The 20,342-nt window shown below is 70.2% G+C and carries 16 protein-coding genes; 3 read left to right on the top strand and 13 right to left on the bottom strand.

Going from position 1 to position 20,342, the window contains the following annotated elements; translation table 11 throughout:
* Positions 1-7: 7 nt before the first annotated feature.
* Positions 8-1,825: a glutamine--fructose-6-phosphate transaminase (isomerizing) gene (glmS, locus tag OO68_RS10790; protein WP_033308055.1), complete on the bottom strand. Its 1,818-nt coding sequence runs from the start codon at positions 1,823-1,825 to the stop codon at positions 8-10.
* A 12-nt stretch (positions 1,826-1,837) separates the two neighbouring features.
* Complete coding sequence (locus tag OO68_RS10785) at positions 1,838-2,095, bottom strand: hypothetical protein (RefSeq protein WP_030838058.1); 258 nt, start codon at positions 2,093-2,095, stop codon at positions 1,838-1,840.
* A 186-nt stretch (positions 2,096-2,281) separates the two neighbouring features.
* Between OO68_RS10785 and OO68_RS10780 the strand changes: the two genes are divergently transcribed.
* Complete coding sequence (locus OO68_RS10780) at positions 2,282-3,847, top strand: purple acid phosphatase family protein (RefSeq protein ID WP_209442566.1); 1,566 nt, start codon at positions 2,282-2,284, stop codon at positions 3,845-3,847.
* Between the two features lie 9 nt (positions 3,848-3,856).
* Here the strand turns inward: OO68_RS10780 and OO68_RS10775 are convergent, their stop codons facing one another.
* Positions 3,857-4,741, bottom strand: coding sequence for a DUF4429 domain-containing protein (locus OO68_RS10775; protein ID WP_033308053.1), 885 nt, complete (start codon positions 4,739-4,741; stop codon positions 3,857-3,859).
* 148 nt (positions 4,742-4,889) lie between these two features.
* Here OO68_RS10775 and OO68_RS10770 point away from each other — a divergent pair, with 148 nt between their 5' ends.
* Positions 4,890-6,425 carry a beta-N-acetylhexosaminidase gene (locus OO68_RS10770; RefSeq protein ID WP_106974322.1) on the top strand — a complete coding sequence of 512 codons (1,536 nt, stop codon included), beginning with the start codon at positions 4,890-4,892 and terminating at the stop codon, positions 6,423-6,425.
* Positions 6,426-6,548: 123 nt separating this feature from the next.
* On the opposite strand, the gene OO68_RS10765 is transcribed toward OO68_RS10770, so the two are convergent.
* From OO68_RS10765 to OO68_RS10720, 10 genes are all read right to left on the bottom strand, one after another.
* Positions 6,549-8,318 (bottom strand): IucA/IucC family protein, encoded by a 1,770-nt coding sequence (locus tag OO68_RS10765; protein ID WP_033308051.1) that lies wholly within the window; start codon positions 8,316-8,318, stop codon positions 6,549-6,551.
* Positions 8,315-8,866, bottom strand: coding sequence for a GNAT family N-acetyltransferase (locus OO68_RS10760; RefSeq protein ID WP_033308050.1), 552 nt, complete (start codon positions 8,864-8,866; stop codon positions 8,315-8,317). Before OO68_RS10760 ends, OO68_RS10765 begins: the two co-directional genes overlap by 4 nt.
* Positions 8,863-10,140: a lysine N(6)-hydroxylase/L-ornithine N(5)-oxygenase family protein gene (locus OO68_RS10755; protein ID WP_033308049.1), complete on the bottom strand. Its 1,278-nt coding sequence runs from the start codon at positions 10,138-10,140 to the stop codon at positions 8,863-8,865. Before OO68_RS10755 ends, OO68_RS10760 begins: the two co-directional genes overlap by 4 nt.
* Positions 10,124-11,566 (bottom strand): lysine decarboxylase DesA, encoded by a 1,443-nt coding sequence (desA, locus tag OO68_RS10750; protein WP_033308048.1) that lies wholly within the window; start codon positions 11,564-11,566, stop codon positions 10,124-10,126. The genes OO68_RS10755 and desA overlap by 17 nt, the downstream gene beginning before the upstream one ends.
* A 158-nt stretch (positions 11,567-11,724) precedes the next feature.
* A complete protein-coding gene (locus OO68_RS10745; protein ID WP_033308047.1) occupies positions 11,725-12,579 on the bottom strand; it encodes a siderophore-interacting protein in 855 nt (284 codons plus the stop codon).
* Between the two features lie 145 nt (positions 12,580-12,724).
* The gene (locus OO68_RS10740; RefSeq protein ID WP_033308046.1) at positions 12,725-13,768 is read right to left on the bottom strand and encodes an ABC transporter substrate-binding protein; all 1,044 of its coding nucleotides are present in this window, start codon (positions 13,766-13,768) and stop codon (positions 12,725-12,727) included.
* A gap of 209 nt (positions 13,769-13,977) precedes the next feature.
* Positions 13,978-15,138: an acyl-CoA dehydrogenase family protein gene (locus tag OO68_RS10735; protein ID WP_033308045.1), complete on the bottom strand. Its 1,161-nt coding sequence runs from the start codon at positions 15,136-15,138 to the stop codon at positions 13,978-13,980.
* Positions 15,139-15,143: 5 nt separating this feature from the next.
* Positions 15,144-16,094 carry a hydroxymethylglutaryl-CoA lyase gene (locus OO68_RS10730; protein ID WP_033308044.1) on the bottom strand — a complete coding sequence of 317 codons (951 nt, stop codon included), beginning with the start codon at positions 16,092-16,094 and terminating at the stop codon, positions 15,144-15,146.
* Positions 16,091-18,007 (bottom strand): ATP-binding protein, encoded by a 1,917-nt coding sequence (locus tag OO68_RS10725; protein WP_033308043.1) that lies wholly within the window; start codon positions 18,005-18,007, stop codon positions 16,091-16,093. Before OO68_RS10725 ends, OO68_RS10730 begins: the two co-directional genes overlap by 4 nt.
* A gap of 14 nt (positions 18,008-18,021) precedes the next feature.
* The gene (locus OO68_RS10720; RefSeq protein WP_033308042.1) at positions 18,022-19,638 is read right to left on the bottom strand and encodes a carboxyl transferase domain-containing protein; all 1,617 of its coding nucleotides are present in this window, start codon (positions 19,636-19,638) and stop codon (positions 18,022-18,024) included.
* 87 nt (positions 19,639-19,725) lie between these two features.
* Here OO68_RS10720 and OO68_RS10715 point away from each other — a divergent pair, with 87 nt between their 5' ends.
* Entirely contained in the window at positions 19,726-20,319 is a 594-nt protein-coding gene (locus OO68_RS10715) for an SACE_7040 family transcriptional regulator (RefSeq protein WP_033308041.1), read from the top strand.
* Positions 20,320-20,342: the final 23 nt, after the last annotated feature.

Raw genomic sequence — 20,342 nt, 5'->3', positions numbered from 1 at the left:
GGGTTGCTTACTCCACCGTCACCGACTTGGCCAGGTTGCGGGGCTTGTCGATGTCGCGGCCGAGGGCCAACGCAGTGTGATACGCGAGGAGTTGGAGGGGGATGCCCATCAGGATGGGGTCGAGTTCGTCCTCGTTCTTCGGGACGACGATCGTCTCGTCGGCCTTCTCCTGGTGCTGGTGGGCGACCGCGAGGATCTGGCCGCTGCGGGCCTTGATCTCCTCCATGGCGGCGCGGTTCTTCTCCAGCAGATCGTCGTCGGGGACGATCGCGACCGTCGGGAGGGCCGGCTCGATCAGGGCCAGCGGGCCGTGCTTGAGCTCCGAGGCGGGGTAGGCCTCGGCGTGGATGTAGGAGACCTCCTTGAGCTTCAGGGACGCCTCGCGGGCCACCGGGTAACCCCGGACGCGGCCGATGAAGAGCATCGAGCGGGCCTCGGCGAACTGCTGGGCCAGCTTCTTGACGTCCTCCTCCTGCTCCATGATCTCGGCGATCTGCGCGGGCAGCTTGCGCAGGCCCTCGATGATCCGCTTGCCGTCCCGGACGGAGAGGTCGCGGGTGCGGCCGAGGTGCAGGGCGAGCAGGGCGAAGGCGACCGTCGTGTTGGTGAAGCACTTGGTGGAGACGACGCAGACCTCGGGCCCGGCGTGCACGTAGATGCCGCCGTCCGCCTCGCGGGCGATCGCCGAGCCGACCACGTTCACCACGCCCAGGACGCGCGCGCCCTTGCGCTTCAGCTCCTGCACGGCGGCCAGCACGTCGTAGGTCTCGCCGGACTGGGAGACCGCGACGTAGAGGGTGTCGGGGTCGACGACCGCGTTGCGGTAGCGGAACTCCGAGGCAGGCTCGGCGTCGGCGGGGATGCGGGCCAGCTCCTCGATCATCTGGGCGCCGATCATGCCCGCGTGGTACGAGGTGCCGCAGCCGAGGATCTTCACGCGGCGGATCCGCCGGGCCTCGCGGGCGTCCAGGTTCAGGCCGCCCAGGTGCACGGTGGAGAAGCGGTCGTCGATGCGGCCGCGCAGCACGCGGTCCACGGCGTCGGCCTGCTCGTGGATCTCCTTGTGCATGTAGGTGTCGTGGCCGCCCATGTCGTAGGAGGCGGCCTCCCACTCGACGGTGGTGGGTTCGGCGGTGGTGCGGGTGCCCTCGGTGGTGTAGGTGCGGAAGTCGTCGGCCTTGAGGGTGGCCATCTCGCCGTCGTCGAGGGTGACGATCTGGCGGGTGTGGGCGACCAGGGCGGCGATGTCCGAGGCGACGAACATCTCCTTCTCGCCGATGCCGAGGACGACCGGGGAGCCGTTGCGGGCGACGACGATCCGGTCGGGGAAGTCGGCGTGCATGACGGCGATGCCGTACGTGCCCTCGACGAGCCGGAGGGTCTCGCGGACCTTGTCCTCCAGCTTGGTCGCCTGCGAGCGGGCGATGAGGTGGGTCAGGACCTCGGTGTCGGTCTCGGAGAGGAACTCGACGCCGTCCGCCTCCAGCTTGCGGCGCAGGTCGGAGGCGTTGTCGATGATGCCGTTGTGCACGACGGCGACCTTGTTGTCGGCCGACATGTGCGGGTGGGCGTTGACGTCGGACGGGGCGCCGTGGGTCGCCCAGCGGGTGTGGGCGATGCCGGTCGTGCCCTTGAAGCGGGCCGGGACCTTGGCCTCCAGGTCGCGGACGCGGCCCTTGGCCTTGACCATCTTCAGGCCGGACGTCTTCGGGGACGTGACGACGATGCCCGCGGAGTCGTAGCCGCGGTACTCCAGCCGCTGGAGGCCCTCCAGGAGGAGAGGCGCGACGTCACGCTTCCCGATGTAACCGACGATTCCGCACATATAAACGTATTCCTAGCCGTAGACGATGCGCCGCAGCTGCCGGAGCGAGAGCTCCGGCGGGGCCACCGCGCGGTACTTGAGGTCCGCCTCGATCCGCTCGAAGATCGCCGCGTTGACCAGGCCCTGGGCCTGGAGCTCGCGGTGGCGGCGACGGACGTACTCCTCGGTCGTCTCGTCGAAGTAGGCGAGCACGTCCTGGATCACGCGCAGCGCCTCGCCCCGCCCGAGGGCGGTGGACCGCGTCAGATGATCAACGAGTTCGTCGTGCACTCGCTAGATCCTGGGGTACCGGCGCCGCTTTCGCAAGAATTCTGCCCGATTTCGGGCAGGTGCCTGTTGGGATTCTTTGGGGGAACGTTGAACGTGTCATGAGGGCTTGTTCGTGAAGCGTCCACCGGACGTCCGGCACCCCGTTGCCCAAGGCGTCGATTTTTGGACGCCATGGACACTCCTCGTATGGGCGTACCCGAGCGGCTCGCCGAGCGCATGAGCATGGCCGAGCAGCACGAGTACCTGCGCGCCAGGTTCTCCCGGCGCACGATGATCAGAGGCGGTGCCGTCACGCTCGGCGCCGTCGCGGGTGGCGCGTTCGTGCCCGGCGCCACCGCACAGGCGGCCGCACCGACCGTCCGCACCGCCCCCGCCACCGAGACCGTCGACGGCGCCCACGTGGCCCCCTTCGGCCGTCACCTCGCCTACGGCACCGACCCGCGCACGGAGATGACCGTCTCCTGGCAGGTCCCGGTCGCCGTGAAGAAGCCGTTCATCCGGATCGGCGCCCACCCCTGGGACCTCTCCCGCAAGATCGACGCCGAGGTCCGCACCCTCTTCACGCCCGCCGGTGTCGGCGCGAGCGGCAACCACACCCAGTACTACGTCCACGCCCGGCTGACCCACCTGCGCCCGGGCCGGACGTACTACTACGGCGTCGGCCACCAGGGTTTCGACCCGGCCGCACCCCACCTGCTGGGCACCCTCGGCACCTTCACCACCGCCCCCGCGCACAAGGAGCCGTTCACCTTCACGGCCTTCGGCGACGAGGGCGTCAGCTACCACGCGCTCGCCAACAACAGCCTGCTCCTCGGCCAGAACCCGGCCTTCCACCTGCACGCGGGCGACATCGCGTACGGCGACCCGGCCGGCCAGGGCAGGACCGACGACACCGGCTTCGACTCGCGGATCTGGGACCAGTTCCTCGCCCAGACGGAGTCCGTCGCCAAGTCCGTGCCGTGGATGCCCGCCTACGGCAACCACGACATGGAGGCCTGGTACGCGCCCAACGGCTACGGCGGGGAGGAGGCCCGCTGGACCCTCCCGGACAACGGCCCCGACAAGAAGAACCTGCCGGGCGTCTACTCCTTCGCCTACGGCAACACGGCCGTCATCTCGCTCGACGCCAACGACATCTCCTTCGAGATCCCGGCCAACCTCGGCATCTCCGGCGGCACCCAGACGACATGGCTGGAGGCGCAGCTCAGGAAGTACCGGGCCGCGCGCGACATCGACTTCATCGTCGTGTTCTTCCACCACTGCGCCTACTGCACCTCCACCTCCCACGCCTCCGAGGGCGGGGTCCGGCAGGAGTGGGTGCCGCTGTTCGAGAAGTACACGGTGGACCTCGTCATCAACGGCCACAACCACCAGTACGAGCGCACCGACGTGATCAAGGGCGACAAGGTCACCAAGAAGCTCCCGATCGGCGGCACGGCCTACCCCGAGACCGAGGGCGTGGTCTACGTGACGGCCGGTGCGGCCGGCCGCAGCCTCTACGCCTTCAGCGCCCCGCTGTCGTACGAGGGCAACGAGCACGACGTGGAGTCCGTCGCCTCGTTCGTCAACGTCAAGGGCGGCAAGCAGAACGAGACCGTCGCCTGGTCACGGGTGCGCTACCTCGACTACTCCTTCTTGCGCGTCGATGTCACCCCCGCGCCGAAGGGGCGCCTGGCCACGCTCACGGTGCGCGGCATCGCCGAGAACGGTGACCAGGTCGACCACTTCACGGTGGCCCGCCGGGCGAAGTAGGCGCGCCTCCTACATCCGCTTGAGGACCGCCTGCTTGGCCAGGGCGAACTCCTCTTCCGTCAGCACGCCCGAGCGGTGCAGTTCACCGAGCTCGCGCAGGCGGCGCAACAGGGCGTCGTGATCGTCCTCGGAGGCCGCGACCGGAGCAGAAGGCATTTCCGGTCGCGCGTCCACCGGGTCGCCGGCGGCGGCCCGGGCCGGGTGCGGAAGCCTGGCCTGGACCGCCGCCGCCACCAGCGCCATCAGCGGGTCCTTCTTGAAGCCCCACAGCTCCACGGCGTTGGGGTCGTACTTGGGCGGGATCTTGGTGGGCGCGTGCCGCACGGTGAAGCGCAGGTGGCCGTTCTCCAGGCCGGCCGCCGGGTGCCACTCGACGCCCGTGATGTCGGCGAGCGCGAGCGTGCGGGCGCCGGCGGCGGCCTTGGCGTCCTCCGTCTTCCAGTTCCACTCCAGGCGTATGCGCTCGCCGTCGAAACCGGCGGTGCCGTCCCCGGCGGAGACCGACAGGGGGACGGAGGGGCCCGGCAGCAGGTACGCGTCGACCGGTCCGGCGGGGACCTGGTCGAGGAGCAGGGCGTTGCGGACCTCGTCCACGAAGTACTCGGCGACGCCGTAGCGGTCGGACTCCACGATCAGCTGGTACGGGTCGTGGGGCTCGGTGAGCCGGCCGCCCGTGGCGTGCAGCAGCGGGTCGGCGCCGTCGCGCAGCCGCAGCCTGAGCCGCCCCGCCTTCTTGCCCTGCTCCAGGGAGACACCGGCCAACGCCCCCAGCGGCACGACCAGTTCACCCAGCTCCTTGCGTAACAGGCTGACGTTCTTGTCCCGTCCCGGAGTCAGCCGCAGTGCGTCCCCGTCGAAGGCCCATGTGCCGTCCTTCTGGATGATTTCCGCCATGGGGTGGATTGTTCCACCCGTCTCACGAGAGAGTGGTCCAGACCTCTTGGAGCTCAACGGCTCGTGAAGGGACACGCTTGTGAGAGATGGCCGTGTGAGACAGCACCGCAGAACGCTCCGCCTGCTCGGTTCCCTGCTGCTGGTCGCGATGGCCGCCTCGGTCACCGGGGCCGCCCCCACGCCGCAGGCATCGCCGACCCCGCTCGACCGGGTCGTCCCCGCGCCCGCCTCGGCCGACCCGGGCGGATCCCCGTACCGGATCACCCGCGGCACGCACATCCGCGTCGATGGTTCCCGCGAGGCCCGGGGCGTCGGCGAGTACCTCGCGAGGATCCTGCGCCCCTCGACCGGCTACCGCCTCCCCGTCACCGCCCAGGGTGCCGGGGGGATCCGACTGCGCCTGGCCGAGGGCCGCTTCGGCGCCGAGGGCTACCGGCTCGACAGCGGCCGCCACGGCGTCACCATCACCGCCGCCCGGCCCGCCGGCCTCTTCCACGGCGTGCAGACCCTGCGCCAGCTGCTCCCCGCGGCCGTCGAGAAGGACTCCGTCCAGCCCGGCCCGTGGCTGGTCGCGGGCGGCACGATCACGGACACCCCGCGCTACGGCTGGCGCGGCGCCATGCTCGACGTCTCCCGGCACTTCTTCACCGTCGACCAGGTCAAGCGCTACATCGACCAGCTCGCCCTCTACAAGATCAACAAGCTGCATCTGCACCTCAGCGACGACCAGGGCTGGCGCATCGCCGTCGACTCCTGGCCGCGCCTGGCCGCCTACGGCGGTTCCACGGAGGTCGGCGGCGGCCCCGGCGGCTACTACACCAAGGCCGACTACAAGGAGATCGTGCGGTACGCCGCCTCCCGCTACCTGGAGGTCGTGCCCGAGATCGACATGCCCGGCCACACGAATGCGGCGCTGGCGTCGTACGCCGACCTGAACTGCGACGGCGTGGCGCCGCCGCTCTACACCGGCACGGAGGTCGGCTTCAGCTCGCTGTGCGTCGGCAAGGAGATCACGTACGACTTCGTGGACGACGTGATCCGGGAACTCGCCGCGCTCACGCCGGGCAGGTACCTCCACATCGGGGGCGACGAGGCGCACTCCACCAGCCATGAGGACTACGTGACGTTCATGGACCGGGTGCAGCCGATCGTCGCGAAGTACGGCAAGACCGTGGTCGGGTGGCACCAGCTGACCGGGGCGACCCCGGCGAAGGGGGCGCTCGCTCAGTACTGGGGGCTGGACGGCACCAGTGCGGAGGAGAAGGAGCGGGTCGCCGAGGCCGCGCGGAACGGGACCGGGGTGATTCTGTCCCCGGCGGACCGGGTGTACCTCGACATGAAGTACACGAAGGAGACGCCGCTGGGACTGTCCTGGGCCGGGTATGTCGAGGTGAAGCGGTCGTACGACTGGGATCCCGGGGCGTATCTGCCGGGGGTGCCGGAGAGTGCGGTGCGGGGGGTCGAGGCGCCGATGTGGTCGGAGACGCTGGAGAACTCCGGGCACATCGAGTTCATGGCCTTTCCGCGGTTGCCGGGGGTTGCCGAGTTGGGGTGGTCGTCGGCGGCTTCTCTCGACTGGGAGCGGTACAAGGTTCGGCTTGCTGCGCAGGCTGAGCGGTGGGAAGCGCTGGGGATCGACTACTACCGGTCGCCCCAAGTGCCGTGGGGCGGTACCGGCAAGTGATCTGTCTGCGGGCCGGTGGGGGCTTGTCGCGCAGTTCCCCGCGCCCCTGAAGGGCGCCCCCTGCACACAAGATGACGAGCACCCCGGAGGACCGTACTCCGGGGTGCGCGTCTGTCCGGGGGGTCAGAACTGGGCGATCGGATTCCTCAGGTTGCCCACCAGCTGGAGGGCGCCCGACGGGTCGGACAGGTCGACCATCTGTTCGTTGTTGCGGAGCTGGAGGCGGTTGAGGCAGGAGAGGGCGAACTCGGGGGCGAACATGTCGTACTGCTTGAACCTGTCGGCGAGTTCGGGCTTCGACTCCTGATAGGCGCGGGTGACGTCCGCGACCGTGCGCCAGAAGTCGTCCTCCTCCAGGATGTCCTCCGTGGCGAGGTTCGCCGCGAGGAAGCGGAAGAAGCAGTCGAAGACGTCCGTGAAGATCGACAGGAGCTTCTTGTCGTCCGGGACCTCCACGCGCAGCCGCTCCACCGTCGGGGGCAGCACCGCGTCCGGGTCCATGACTGCGATCTCCTCGGCGATGTCCTTGTAGATCGCCCGTTGCACGACCCCGTCCTTCAGCACGAGGATGACGTTCTCCCCGTGCGGCATGAACACCAGGTCGTAGGCGTAGAAGCTGTGGAGGAGAGGGGTGAAGTACGCCTGGAGGTAGCGGCGCAGCCACTCCGTCGGAGTGAGGCCCGACTGCTCGATCAGTGCGCCCGCCACCGAGGCGCCCTGGTGGTCGACGTGGACCAGGGACGCCATCGTGGCCAGGGACTCGCCCTCCTGGAGGGACGGCACCGGGCTCTCCCGCCACAGCGCGGCGAGCATCTTGCGGTAGGGCGAGTAGCGGTCCGTCGCCTGCTCGTACTCCAGGTGCCGGTAGCCGACGGCCGCCCGCTCCCGGATGATCGACAGGCCCGTGGACCGCAGTACCGGGTCGCCCTCGATGAGCTGGGCCAGCCAGTCGTTGATGGCCGGGGTGGCCTCCATGTAGGCGGCCGACAGACCGCGCATGAAGCCCATGTTGATGACCGACAGGGCGGTTTTGACGTAGTGCTTCTCGGGGCTGGTCCGGTTGAAGAAGGTCCGGATGGACTGCTGGGCCAGGTACTCGTCGTCGCCCTCGCCCAGGCACACCAGGTGCCTGCGGGCCACCTCGGCGGCGAAGGTGACGCTGAGCTTGTTCCACCACTGCCAGGGGTGGACCGGGATCAGCAGGTAGTCGGCCGGGTCGAGGTCCTGCTCGCGCAGGACGCCGTGGAAGCGCTCGACGGTCTCCGCGCCCAGCTCCTCGCGCAGGAACGACTCGTACTCGATGCCGACCCCGGCCGTGAAGGCCGCCCGTGAGCGGTGGGCGGCCAGCCAGACCAGGCGGACCGGGCTCGCCGTCTCCGGCGCGTACGACAGGTACTCGTGGATGCCGAAGCCGAGCCGCCCGTTGTTGGCGACGAAGCAGGGGTGGCCCTCGGTCATGCCGGTCTCGATGGCCTGGAAGTCACCGCGGGCGAGTTCGGCCGCCGTGATGTCCGGCTTGGTGAGCTTGTAGCAGGTGCCGGAGAGGGTGGAGGAGATCTCCTCCAGGTAGACCGGCAGGATGTCCTCGCTCAGGCCGAGGGACTTCTGCAGCTCGATGAAGAAGTCCAGCGCGGCGAGCGGGAGTTGTGAGCCGTTCCGGTGGCGGGTGATCGACTCGGCGTCCACCTGCCAGTGGTCCAGGGCCCGGCGGGTGGCCGTGAAGCGGTAGTTCGTCAGGCCGTCGTCGCTGCGGACGACGTACTGCCCGCCGTCCTCCTCGGGGGTGATCAGCCGCTCGTGCGCGAACTCGGCGAGGGCCTTGCGGATCAGGAGGCGGTTGGCCCGCGCCCAGCGGTGGGGGGACAGATGCGCTACGGCGTCGGACAGGGTCATACGGCTACTCCTCGGGCGGCCAGGAACTGTGCGCGCGTGCAGAAGCTCAGCAGCGCGCGCTTCTCCGGCTTGTCGATCTCACGCTCGGGCACGAAGCCGACGGCCTCGTTGAGCGCGTGGACGGCCTTGTTGCTCACATCGGGCTCCACCACGACCCGGCGGGTGCGCGGGTCGGCGAACAGCTCGTCCATCACGGCGGTGATGACGGCCTTGGTGAAACCGTGGACCGGGCGGTCGGTCGGCGCGACCAGGAAGTGCATGCCGACATCGCCGGGCTCCGGGTCGTACAGGCCTTCCAGCTCGACGTACCGGGGGTCGTACTTCTCCATCAGGAACGCCGGGCGGCCCTCGTGCAGGCCGAGGTAGGCGTGGTGGTGCTCGTGCGCGGCGATCCGCATGTACTCGCGCTCGACGTCCTGGAGCTTCGCGTCCTGCATCATCCAGTAGGCCGCCTTGGGGTGGGTGACCCAGGAGTGCAGCAGCTCGGCGTCCCTCAGGGGGTCGAGCGGGCGGACGGTGAGCGTTCCGATGCCGGTGGTGGCGCTCATACGGCGAACTCCTGGAACGCGATGGTCTTCTCCACCGGGTAGTACTCGCTGCCGAGCAGCTCGCGGATGATGTACGCGTTCCGGTACGGGCCCATGCCCAGGTCCGGGCTGGTGATGCTGTGCGTGTGCACGCCGGCGTTCTGGAGGAAGATCCCCCGGCCGGTGACGTCGATCGCGTAGTTGCGGGCGACGTCGAAGTTGCCGTGGGAGTCGTAGACCAGGCGGTCCTTGACGGGGGCCAGGAACTCCGGCTCGGCGTACTTGTAGCCGGTGGCCAGGACCAGGCCCTGCGAGTCCAGCTCGAACTCCTTGCCCTGCTCCTCCTGGCGGAAGCCGAGCGTGTACATGCCGTTCTGGTAACGCGCGCTGGTCAGGGCGGAGTTGGTGAGCAGCCGGGTGGGGACGGGGCCGCCGAGGTTCTTCTGGTAGAGCAGGTCGAAGATCTCGTTGATGAGGTCGCCGTCGATGCCCTTGAACAGGCCCTTCTGCTCGGCCGTGAGCCGGTAGCGCGTCGCCTCGGGCAACTCGCGGAAGTAGTCGACGTACTCGGGGGACGTCATCTCCAGCGTGAGCTTGGTGTACTCCAGAGGGAAGAACCGCGGGGAGCGGGTGACCCAGTTCAGCCGGTAGCCGTGGACGTCGATCTCGCTGAGCAGGTCGTAGTAGATCTCGGCGGCCGACTGGCCCGAGCCGACCAGCGTGATCGACTCCTTCTTCTGCAGCTCCGCCTTGCTGTCCAGGTAACGGGAGTTGTGCAGGAAGTCGCCGCCCAGGCCCTGGCAGGCCTCGGGTATGTGGGGCGGGGTGCCGGTGCCGAGGACCAGGTGACGGGCCCGGTAGGTGTCACCGGCTGTGGTCTTGACGACGTAGAGCTCGTCCTCGTACGTCACCTCGGTCACCGTCGTGCCGAAGCGGATGCTGCTCAGTTTGTTCGCGGCCCAGCGGCAGTAGTCGTCGTATTCGACGCGCAGCGGGTAGAAGTTCTCGCGGATGTAGAACGAGTAGAGTCGGCCCTTCTCCTTCAGGTAGTTCAGGAAGGAGTACGGGGACGTCGGGTCGGCGAGGGTGACCAGGTCCGACATGAACGGGGTCTGGAGGTGGGCGCCGTCCAGGAACATGCCGGCGTGCCACTCGAAGTCGGGCTTGGTCTCTAGGAAGACGCCGTCGAGCTCGTCGATCGGCTCGGTCAGGCAGGCCAGGCCGAGGTTGAACGGGCCGAGCCCGATCCCCACGAAGTCATGGGTTCTGGTCGGGTTGTCAGGACGCGCGGTCAAGGGACTCTCCCAGGTACTGCTCGGCGTGGCCGGCGATCAGATCGAGGACGGCGGCGATGTCGGACGCCTGCGTCTCGGGGTTGAGCAGGGTGAACTTCAGGTAGTGGCGGCCGCCGACCTTGGTGCCCGCGACGATGGCGTCACCGGAGGCGAACAGGGCCTTGCGGGCGTAGAGGTTGGCGCGGTCGATCTCGGCGGGGTCGGTGACGGCCGCCGGGATGTAGCGGAAGACCAGCGTGGACAGGCTCGGCTCGACGACGACGTCGAAACGGGGGTCGGCGGCGATCAGTTTCCAACCCTCCCGGGCCAGGTCGCACACCTCGTCGAAGAGCTGCCCGATGCCGTCGGCGCCCATGGTCCGCAGGGTCATCCACAGCTTGAGGGCGTCGAAGCGGCGGGTGGTCTGCAGGGACTTGTCGACCTGGTTGGGGATGCGCTCCTCCACCATGCGGCGCGGGTTGAGGTACTCGGCGTGGTAGGTGGCGTGGCGCAGCGTGGCGGCGTCCCGCACGAGTACGGCCGAGGAACTCACCGGCTGGAAGAAGGACTTGTGGTAGTCGACGGTGACCGAGTCGGCGCGCTCGATGCCGCTGATGCGGTCCCGGTGCTTCAGGGAGGCGAGCAGACCGCAGCCGTACGCCGCGTCGACGTGCATCCAGGTGCCGAACTGCTCGCAGAGCTCGGCGATCTCGGGCAGCGGGTCGATGGAGCCGAAGTCGGTGGTGCCGGCGGTGGCGACGACGGCCATGGGGACGAGGCCGTCCTGCGCGCAGCGCTCCAGCTCGCGGGCGAGCGCGACGGTCTGCATGCGCTTGTCGTGGTCGACGGGTATGGAGACCACGGCGTCCTGCCCGAGGCCGAGCAGCTTCGCGGACTTCTTCACGCTGAAGTGGCTGACCTCGGAGGCGAAGATGCGCAGTTCGGCGAGGCTGTCGGTCTTGGCTTCCTCGCGGGCCAGCAGCAGCGCCTGGAGGTTGGACTGGGTGCCGCCGGACGTGAACACGCCGTCGGCGGCGGGTCCGAGGCCGATGCGGTCGGTCGTCCAGTCGATCAGTTTCCGCTCGATGAGCGTGCCGCCGGCCGACTGGTCCCAGGTGTCCAGCGAGGAGTTGAGGGCGGACAGGACGGCCTCGCCGAGCACGGCCGGGATGACGACCGGGCAGTTGAGGTGGGCCAGGTAGCGGGGGTGGTGGAAGTAGATCGCGTCCCGGAGGTAGACGTCCTCCAGTTCGTCGAGCACCGCCGTGGTGTCGTGCAGCGGCTGGTCGAGGTCGATCTCGTCGATGCGCGGGGAGAGGGCGTCGACGGTGATGCCGGTGAACGGCCGGTCGGTGGTGGCGAGTTTGGCGGCCACCCGCTCGACTCCGTCGGTCACGGAGCGGCGGTACAGCTCCGCGGTGGTGTCGTTGAGCAGGTGCGAGCGCATGTGGGGGTCCTCCGGTGGGGACAGTCCGGTGTGGGACGGGATGGGCTGGTCTCCGGCGTCCAGAACTTAGGTAAGCCTAACCTAACTTGATCGGGGTGAGGGCGGGCCCTGCCGTGACCGTGGTCACTCGTGTCACCACAGGGCCGGTGAGCTGCGGGCTACGCCTCCGCCCGCAGCTGCTCCTCGCTCACGCCGCGGCGCCAGTAGCCGACGAACGTCACCCTGCGGCGGTCGATGCCGCGCTCGCGCACGAAGTGCCGGCGCAGCTCCTTCACGCACCCGGACTCGCCGGCAATCCAGACGTACGGCCGCTCGGCGGGCGGCAGATGGGCGGCGCGGAGGGCGTCGAGGGCCATGGGAGCCCCCTCGGCGCCCTGTTCCTCCCTGACGAGCCAGGTGATCTCGGCGTCGGCCTCGGTCACCAGGTCCTGGATGTCGCCGGCGTGCGGGACCTCCAGGATGACCCGGGCGCGGGTGCCGGCCGGCAGTGCCTCGACGATGGCCGAGGCGGCGGGGACGGCGGTCTCGTCGCCCCAGACGACGACGAGGTCGGTGTCCTGCGGCGGCCGGAAGCGGATCGCCCGGTTGTCGGCCACGGCCGGGCCGAGCAGCAGGACCCGGTCCCCGGCGGCGGCCCGGGCGGCCCAGCGGGAGGCGGGGCCGGCCTGGACCGAGGCGCCCGGCCCGATGCCGTGCAGGGCGAAGTCGATGTCGATCTCGTCCGGATCCCGGCGCAGGCCGCGCAGGGTGTACGACCGCATCACAGCCCGGACGTCCTCGGGGAGTTCGCGCCAGCCCTGCCACCAGCCGTCCCCCAGTTCGAGCGGGACGACCGGCTGGGGCTGCCCGGGGTGCGGCAGGAACAGGGACAGGGACTGGTCGTGCCCGTCGGAGTGGAAGGCGTGCAGATCGGGTCCTCCGAAGGTGACCCGGACCAGGGACGGCCCGAGCCGCCTCGTCCGCACGACGTGGAGGGAAAAGAATCGGAACGGGGCGGCCACGGCGGTGGTCATGGGGGCTCCTGATTCATCGTCAGGGGTGAGTGGAGGCGCCCAGGGGGGCGCGGGGCCGTGTCGGCGTGCGGCTCCGCCGCGCGGGCGCGACCGGCCGCATCCGGCCCGCGCCCGCGACACCCCCTCAAACGCCCCGCGGGGGGCGTCAGGAGACCTTCTTCGCGCTCTCGATCGCCTTCGCGAGGTTCTCGACCAAGGGCGTGCACTTGTCGTACGACAGGATCGGCTCGGGCGAACGCGCGATGACCTGGCCGGCCTTGACCGCGGGCAGCTTCTTCCAGGTCGCCTCGGTGATGTCGGCCGGCTGGATGCCCGAGGCGCGGTCGTCCATCATGATGACGTCGGCCGGGTACTTGTCGACGTTCTCCCAGCTGAGGTTCTCGAACCAGCCGCCGTTGGCCTCCATGGCCTTCTTCGGAGGCTCGACGAGGTTCACGCCGAGGGCCTTGAAGTACTCCAGGTCGATGGAGAAGTTGGAGCCGGAGACGTAGAAGATGGCGTCCGAGGCGGAACCGGCCAGCACCTTGATCTCGGGGCGGGACTTGGCGGCCTTGCGCAGCCGCTCTGAGGCGGCCTCGAAGCGCTTCTTCGCCTCGACGACCTTCGCGTCCTTCAGGTCGGCGCCGAGCGACTGGGCGAGTTCCGCCATGCGCTGCAACGGCTGCGGCATCTGACGGTCGAAGACCGAGAGGGCCACGCTCGGGGCGAGCTTGGCGATCTTGTCCTTGGACGCCTCCGGGACGTACCAGAGGGTGCCGGCGTCGTCGAAGGTGGTGGTGATGAGCACCTCGGGCTGGAAGGCCGCGTACTGCTCGACGTTGAACTGGTCGAACCGGTTGCCGAAGACGGTCAGCTTGCTGACGTCCATGTCGCCGGCCTGGACGTCGGCCTTGCCGTCCTTGGTCTTGGTCGGGCCGAAGACGCCCTCGACCTCGATGCCGTAGTCGTACAGGGCGGCGGCGACGCCGGTGAACGCGACAATCTTCGTGGGAACCTGGTCCAGGCTCACGGTCTTGCCGCGGTCGTCCTTGAAGGACCAGGGGCCGGACTTGGCGGCGCCCTTCGCGTCCGAGCCGCCGTCCTTTGAGTCTTCACTGCCACACGCGGTCACGAGGGCGCCGAGTCCGAGAGCACCACCGGCGGCGAGCAGGCCGCGACGGGAGAAACGGGCGGTTCTGGCGTTCGACATGACGGGGTCTGCTTTCGTGCGTACGGAGCCACTGCGGGCACGGCTGAAAGCCGCTTGGCTGAGATCAGGATTAGGTTAGCCTAACCTCAGATCATGTCCAGTGGGCCCCTCGGGTGTGTGCCCGGGCGGGGCGGGGGAATGCGAACGGGCGCAGTGATCCGAGTCACTGCGCCCGTACGGCCGGGGGTCTTCGGCCCCCGTTTCGTTTCTCAGCCCACCAGCCCCAACTCCCGCGCGATCAGCATCCGCTGTACCTCGCTCGTGCCCTCGCCGATCTCCAGGATCTTGGAGTCGCGCCACATGCGGGCGACCGGGTACTCGTTCATGAAGCCGTAGCCGCCGTGGATCTGGGTGGCCTCGCGGGCGTTGTCCACCGCGACCGTGGAGGAGTGGAGCTTGGCGAGGGCCGCTTCCTTCTTGAAGGGCTCGCCGGCGACCAGGCGGGCCGCTGCGTCGCGCCAGGCGAGGCGGGACGTGTGGGCCTTCATCTCCATGTCGGCGATCTTGAACTGGATGGCCTGGTTGGCGGCGATGGGCTTGCCGAAGGCGTGGCGTTCCTTGGCGTACTTGATGGATTCGTCCACGCAGCCCTGTGCCAGACCCGTCGCCAGGGCCGCGATCGCGATGCGGCCCTCGTCGAGGATGCGCAGGAACTGAGCGTAGCCGCGGCCCTCCTCGCCCAGGAGGTTCGCTGCCGGGACGCGGACGTCCGTGAAGGACAGCTCGCGGGTGTCCGAGGCGTTCCAGCCGACCTTGGAGTAAGGGGCCGCGACCGTGAAGCCCGGGGTGCCGGACGGGACGATGATCGAGGAGATGTGCGGCCTGCCGTCGGGCTTGCGGCCCGTGACCGCCGTGACCGTGACCAGGCCCGTGATGTCCGTGCCCGAGTTGGTGATGAAGCACTTCGTGCCGTTGATCACCCATTCGTTCGTGGAGGAGTCCAGACGGGCCGTCGTGCGCGTCGCCCCCGCGTCGCTGCCGCCGTCCGGTTCCGTCAGGCCGAAGGCGCCGAGGAGTTCGCCCGAGCAGAGGCGGGGGAGCCACTCGCGCTTCTGGGCCTCGGTGCCGTAGAGGTGGAGCGGCATCGCGCCGAGCGAGACGCCGGCCTCCAGGGTGATCGCCACCGAGGAGTCGACCCGCGCCAGTTCCTCCAGGGCCACGCCGAGGGCCAGGTAGTCGCCGCCCATGCCGCCGTACTCCTCGGGGAACGGCAGCCCGAACAGGCCCATGCGGCCCATCTCGCGGACGATCTCGTACGGGAACTCGTGCCGCTCGTAGAAGTCGCCGATCTTCGGCGCGACCACCTCGTGTGCGAACTCCTCGACGGTGCGGCGGAGTTCCTCCAGCTCGGGGGAGAGACGGTAGTCCATGGTGATCAGTGCTCCTCGGTGTCCTCGTGGGACAGGGCTCGGACGGTGCGGGACGGGCTCGGTCGGCCCAGCTGGGCGGCCATCCAGGTGCTCGTGGCGACGAGACGGCCGAGGTCGATTCCGGTGTCGATGCCGAGGCCCCGCAGCATCCACACGAGGTCTTCGGTGGCGAGGTTGCCGGTGGCCGACTTCGCGTACGGGCAGCCGCCCAGGCCGCCCGCCGAGGCGTCGACCGTGGTGACGCCCTGCTGGAGCGCCGCGAGCGTGTTGGCGAGGGCCTGGCCGTAGGTGTCGTGGAAGTGCACGCCGAGGGCCGTGGGCGGGACGCCCGCCTCGTCCAGGGCGGCGAGGACCGCCACCACATGGCCCGGGGTCGCCACGCCGATCGTGTCGCCCAGGCTCAGTTCGTCGCAGCCCATGTCCAGCAGGGCCCGGCAGACCTTCACCACCTGGGGGATCGGGACCGCGCCCTCCCAGGGGTCGCCGAAGCACATCGAGAGGTAACCCCGGACGTGGACCGAAGCGGCCTTCGCGCGGCTCACCACCGGCTCGAACATGGCCAGGGCCTCGTCCACCGTGCGGTTGAGGTTGGCCTTGGCGAAGGACTCCGTCGCGCTGGCCAAGACCGCCACCCGCCGGGCGCCCAGCCCCAGGGCACGGTCCAGGCCGCGTTCGTTCGGGACGAGGACCGGGAGGGCGGCGTGGAGGTCGCGCACCATCGGGAACAGCTGCTCCGCGTCCGCCAGTTGGGGGACCCACTTGGGGTGCACGAAGCTCGTCGCCTCGATCGTGGTCAGGCCGGCCTCGGCCAGCCGGCGGATGAACTCGGCCTTGACCTCCGTGGGGACCGTCGCCTTCTCGTTCTGCAGGCCGTCGCGGGCGCCGACCTCGTGGATGCGGACGCGCGTGGGCAGGTCCCTGCTCGGGACGGCCATCGGGAGCCCTGGAACGGTCATTCCGCCGCCCCCTCGTGCGGTGCGATGACCGCCAGCACCTGGTCCATGGCGACCGTGGTGCCGGGGGCCACGTCCAGCTCGGTGACTTTGCCCGCATGCGGCGCGGCGATGACGTGCTCCATCTTCATCGCCTCCACCACCAGCAGGCTCTGACCGGCGCTCACCTCGTCGCCGACCGCGACCTTCACCACCGTCACCGTGCCCGGCATCGGCGCGGTCAGCGAGTCGGCGCCCGCGTGGGCGGCGCGGGTGAGGGACGCGGCGACCGGGTCGTGGTCGCGGACGTGCCAGGCGTCGCCGTCGCGGCCGAGCCAGTCGGCGGCGCGGTGGAAGGTGTGGCGGACGCCGTCGAGGGTCACGGCCACCCGGTCGCCGGTGACCGTGGCGGTGCCCCGCGGGGTGTACTCCAGGGCTTCCTGCACCCGCAGGTGGAAGGCGGCCGGCTTCGGTTCGCCACCCAGGCGCCAGCCGCTCGGCACCGAGAACGGGTCCGTCCAGCCGCCCGGCTCCGGCTTCAGGGCCTCCAAGCGTACGGCTGCCGCCGCCTCGTACACCTCCTCCGGCACGTCCGTGGGGACCAGCCCCTCGACCTCGCGCTCGACCAGGCCCGTGTCCATGTCGCCGGAGACGACCGACGGGTGGGCGAGCAGGCGGCGCAGGAACCCGGCGTTCGTCTGCACGCCGAGCGTGACCGTCTCCGCCAGGGCCGCCCGGAGCTTGCGCAGGGCCGTCGCACGGTCGGGGCCGTAGGCGATGACCTTGGAGAGCATCGGGTCGTAGAGGCTGCCGACCTCCATGCCCTCGGTGAGGCCCGAGTCGGTGCGGACGCCGTCGCCCTGCGGCTCGCGCAGCCTGAGGACCGTGCCGCCGGAGGGGAGGAAGCCGCGGGCGGGGTCCTCGGCGCAGATGCGGGCCTCCACCGCGTGACCGGTCAGCCGTACGTCCTCCTGGGTGAAGGCCAGGGGCTCCCCGGCCGCCACGCGCAGCTGCCACTCCACCAGGTCCAGGCCGGTGACCAGCTCCGTGACCGGGTGCTCCACCTGGAGGCGGGTGTTCATCTCCATGAAGTAGTACGACGAGGGGTCGTTGCCGGGGACGATGAACTCCACCGTGCCCGCGCCCCGGTAGCCGCAGGAGCGAGCCGCCTGGACCGCCGCCTCGCCCATCGCGGAACGCGTCTCCTCGTCGAGGAGCACGCTCGGCGCCTCCTCGATGATCTTCTGGTGGCGGCGCTGGAGGGAGCACTCGCGCTCCCCGAGGTGGACCACGTTGCCGTGGCCGTCCGCCAGGACCTGGATCTCGATGTGGCGGGGGCGGTCGATCCAGCGCTCGACGAGGAGCGTGTCGTCGCCGAAGGACGCCCGGGCCTCCCGGCGGGCCGAGGCGATCTCCTCCTCCAGCCGGGTGAGGTCCCGCACCAGGCGCATGCCCTTGCCGCCGCCGCCCGCGCTGGGCTTCAGCAGGACGGGCGCGCCCAGGTCGCGGGCCGCCTCGGCCAGCTCCGGGTCACGGCCGCCGGGCACCACCGGCACCCCGGCCTCCCGGACCGTCTCCTTGGCGCGGATCTTGTCGCCCATCAGCGCGATCGCGTCGGCCGGAGGGCCGATGAAGACCAGGCCGGCCTCGGCGCAGGCGCGCGCGAACGCGGCGTTCTCGGCGAGGAAGCCGTAGCCGGGGTGGACGGCCTGCGCGCCCGTGCGGGCCGCCGCCTCCAGCAGGCGCTCCACCGAGAGGTAGCTCTCGGACGCGGGGGCCGGGCCGATCCGCACCGCTGTGTCCGCCTCGCGGACGTGCCGGGCGTCGGCGTCCGCGTCGGAGAAGACGGCCACCGAGCGCACGCCCATCGACCGCAGCGTACGGATCACCCGGACGGCGATCTCGCCGCGGTTGGCCACCAGTACTGTCTCGAACATCGTCGTCCGTCCCCTCACATCCGGAAGACGCCGAACTGGGGGTCACCCAGGGGCGCGTTGGCGCAGGCGGTCAGGGCCAGGCCCAGGACCTGACGGGTGTCCATCGGGTCGATGACACCGTCGTCCCAGAGGCGGGCCGACGCGTAGTAGGCGTTGCCCTGGCGCTCGTACTGGGCGCGGATCGGGGCCTTGAAGGCGTCCTCGTCCTCCGCGGGCCAGGACTCGCCGCGGCCCTCCAGCTGGTCCCGCTTGACGGTCGCGAGGACCGAGGCGGCCTGCTCGCCGCCCATGACCGAGATCTTGGCGTTCGGCCACATCCACAGGAAGCGGGGGGAGTACGCCCTGCCGCACATGGAGTAGTTGCCCGCGCCGTACGAGCCCCCGACCACGACCGTCAGCTTCGGCACGCGCGTGCACGCCACCGCCGTGACCATCTTGGCGCCGTGTTTGGCGATGCCGCCCGCCTCGTAGTCCTTGCCGACCATGAAGCCGGAGATGTTCTGGAGGAAGACGAGGGGGATGCCGCGCTGGTCGCACAGCTCGATGAAGTGGGCGCCCTTCTGGGCGGACTCGGAGAACAGGATGCCGTTGTTGGCGACGATGCCCACCGGATGCCCGTGGATCCGGGCGAAGCCCGTGACCAGCGTCTGGCCGAACTCGGACTTGAACTCGGCGAAGCGGGAGCCGTCGACGACCCGGGCGATGATCTCGCGGACGTCGTAGGGGGTGCGGGAGTCGACCGGGACCGCGCCGTACAGGCCGTGCGGGTCGACCTTGGGTTCCGTCGCCTCCGTGACCTCCCAGGGGAGCGCCCCGCGCGCGGGGAGGGTGGAGACGATGGTGCGGACGATGCGCAGGGCGTGCGCGTCGTTCTCCGCGAGGTGGTCGGTGACGCCCGAGACGCGGGAGTGGACCTCGCCGCCGCCGAGCTCCTCCGCCGTGACGACCTCGCCCGTGGCCGCCTTCACCAGGGGCGGGCCGCCGAGGAAGATCGTGCCCTGGTTGCGGACGATCACCGCCTCGTCGCTCATCGCCGGGACGTACGCCCCGCCGGCCGTGCACGAGCCGAGGACGGCGGCGATCTGGGGGATGCCGGCGCCGGACATGCGGGCCTGGTTGTAGAAGATGCGGCCGAAGTGGTCGCGGTCGGGGAAGACCTCGTCCTGCATGGGGAGGAAGGCACCGCCGGAGTCCACCAGGTAGACGCAGGGGAGGCGGTTGTCGAGGGCGACCTCCTGGGCGCGGAGGTGCTTCTTGACCGTCATCGGGTAGTAGGTGCCGCCCTTGACCGTGGCGTCGTTGGCGATGACCACCGTCTCGCGGCCGCTGACCCGGCCGATGCCGGCGATGACGCCGGCGGCCGGGGCCTGGCCCTCGTACATCCCGTCGGCCGCGAGCGGGGCCAGTTCCAGGAACGGCGAGCCCGGGTCGAGGAGGGTGTCCACGCGGTCGCGGGGGAGCAGCTTGCCGCGCGCGGTGTGGCGCGCACGGGCCTTCTCGCCACCGCCCTGTGCGGCGGCGGCGAGCTTGGTGCGCAGCTCCTCGACGAGGGCGTGGTGCGCCTCCTCGTTGGCCCGAAAGGCCTCCGACGCGGGGTCTGCCGCGCTCGTGAGCTCCGGTGCCTCGTGCATCCTGCGGGTCCCCTCACCTTGTTAATGAGCGTTAACGCATTTCCTTCAGGTTAACGACCGCTAACCTCCCTGTCTAGAATCGTTCTCATGGCCACCAGAACCGACGCCCCCACCCGCCGCGAGCAGATCCTCAAGGAGGCCGCGCGGCTGTTCGCCGAACGGGGCTTTCACGGGGTCGGGGTCGACGAGATAGGCGCCGCGGTCGGGATCAGCGGGCCCGGGCTGTACCGGCACTTCGCGGGCAAGGACGCGATGCTCGCGGAGCTGCTGGTGGGGATCAGCGGGCAGCTGCTGACCGGGGCGAAGCGGAGGCTGGCGGAGGCGGACGGGGGTGGGGCTGAGCAGGTGCTCGACTCGCTGATCGAGGGGCATATCGACTTCGCGCTCGATGACCGGCCTCTGATCACCCTGCACGACCGGGAGCTGGACCGCCTGCGGGACAGCGACCGGAAGATGGTGCGGCAGCTCCAGCGGCAGTACGTGGAGCTGTGGGTCGGGGTCGTCCGGGAGGTGTACCCGGGGCTCGGTGAGCCGGCGGCCCGGTCCGCCGTGCACTCGGTGTTCGGGCTGCTGAACTCGACGCCGCATCTGGGGAGGGGCGGGTCGCTCCCCGGGCGGGGGGCCACGGCGGAGCTGCTGCACCGGATGGCCCGGGGGGCGTTCGCCGCGGCGGGGGTCTAGGAGGCTTTGCCCACCCACCCGCC

It is taken from the genome of Streptomyces iakyrus (genome assembly GCF_000717055.1).
Taxonomy (GTDB): Bacteria; Actinomycetota; Actinomycetes; order Streptomycetales; family Streptomycetaceae; genus Streptomyces; species Streptomyces iakyrus.
Note: the sequence above shows the minus strand (reverse complement) of the source record. Positions and strands in the feature narration are given on the sequence as shown.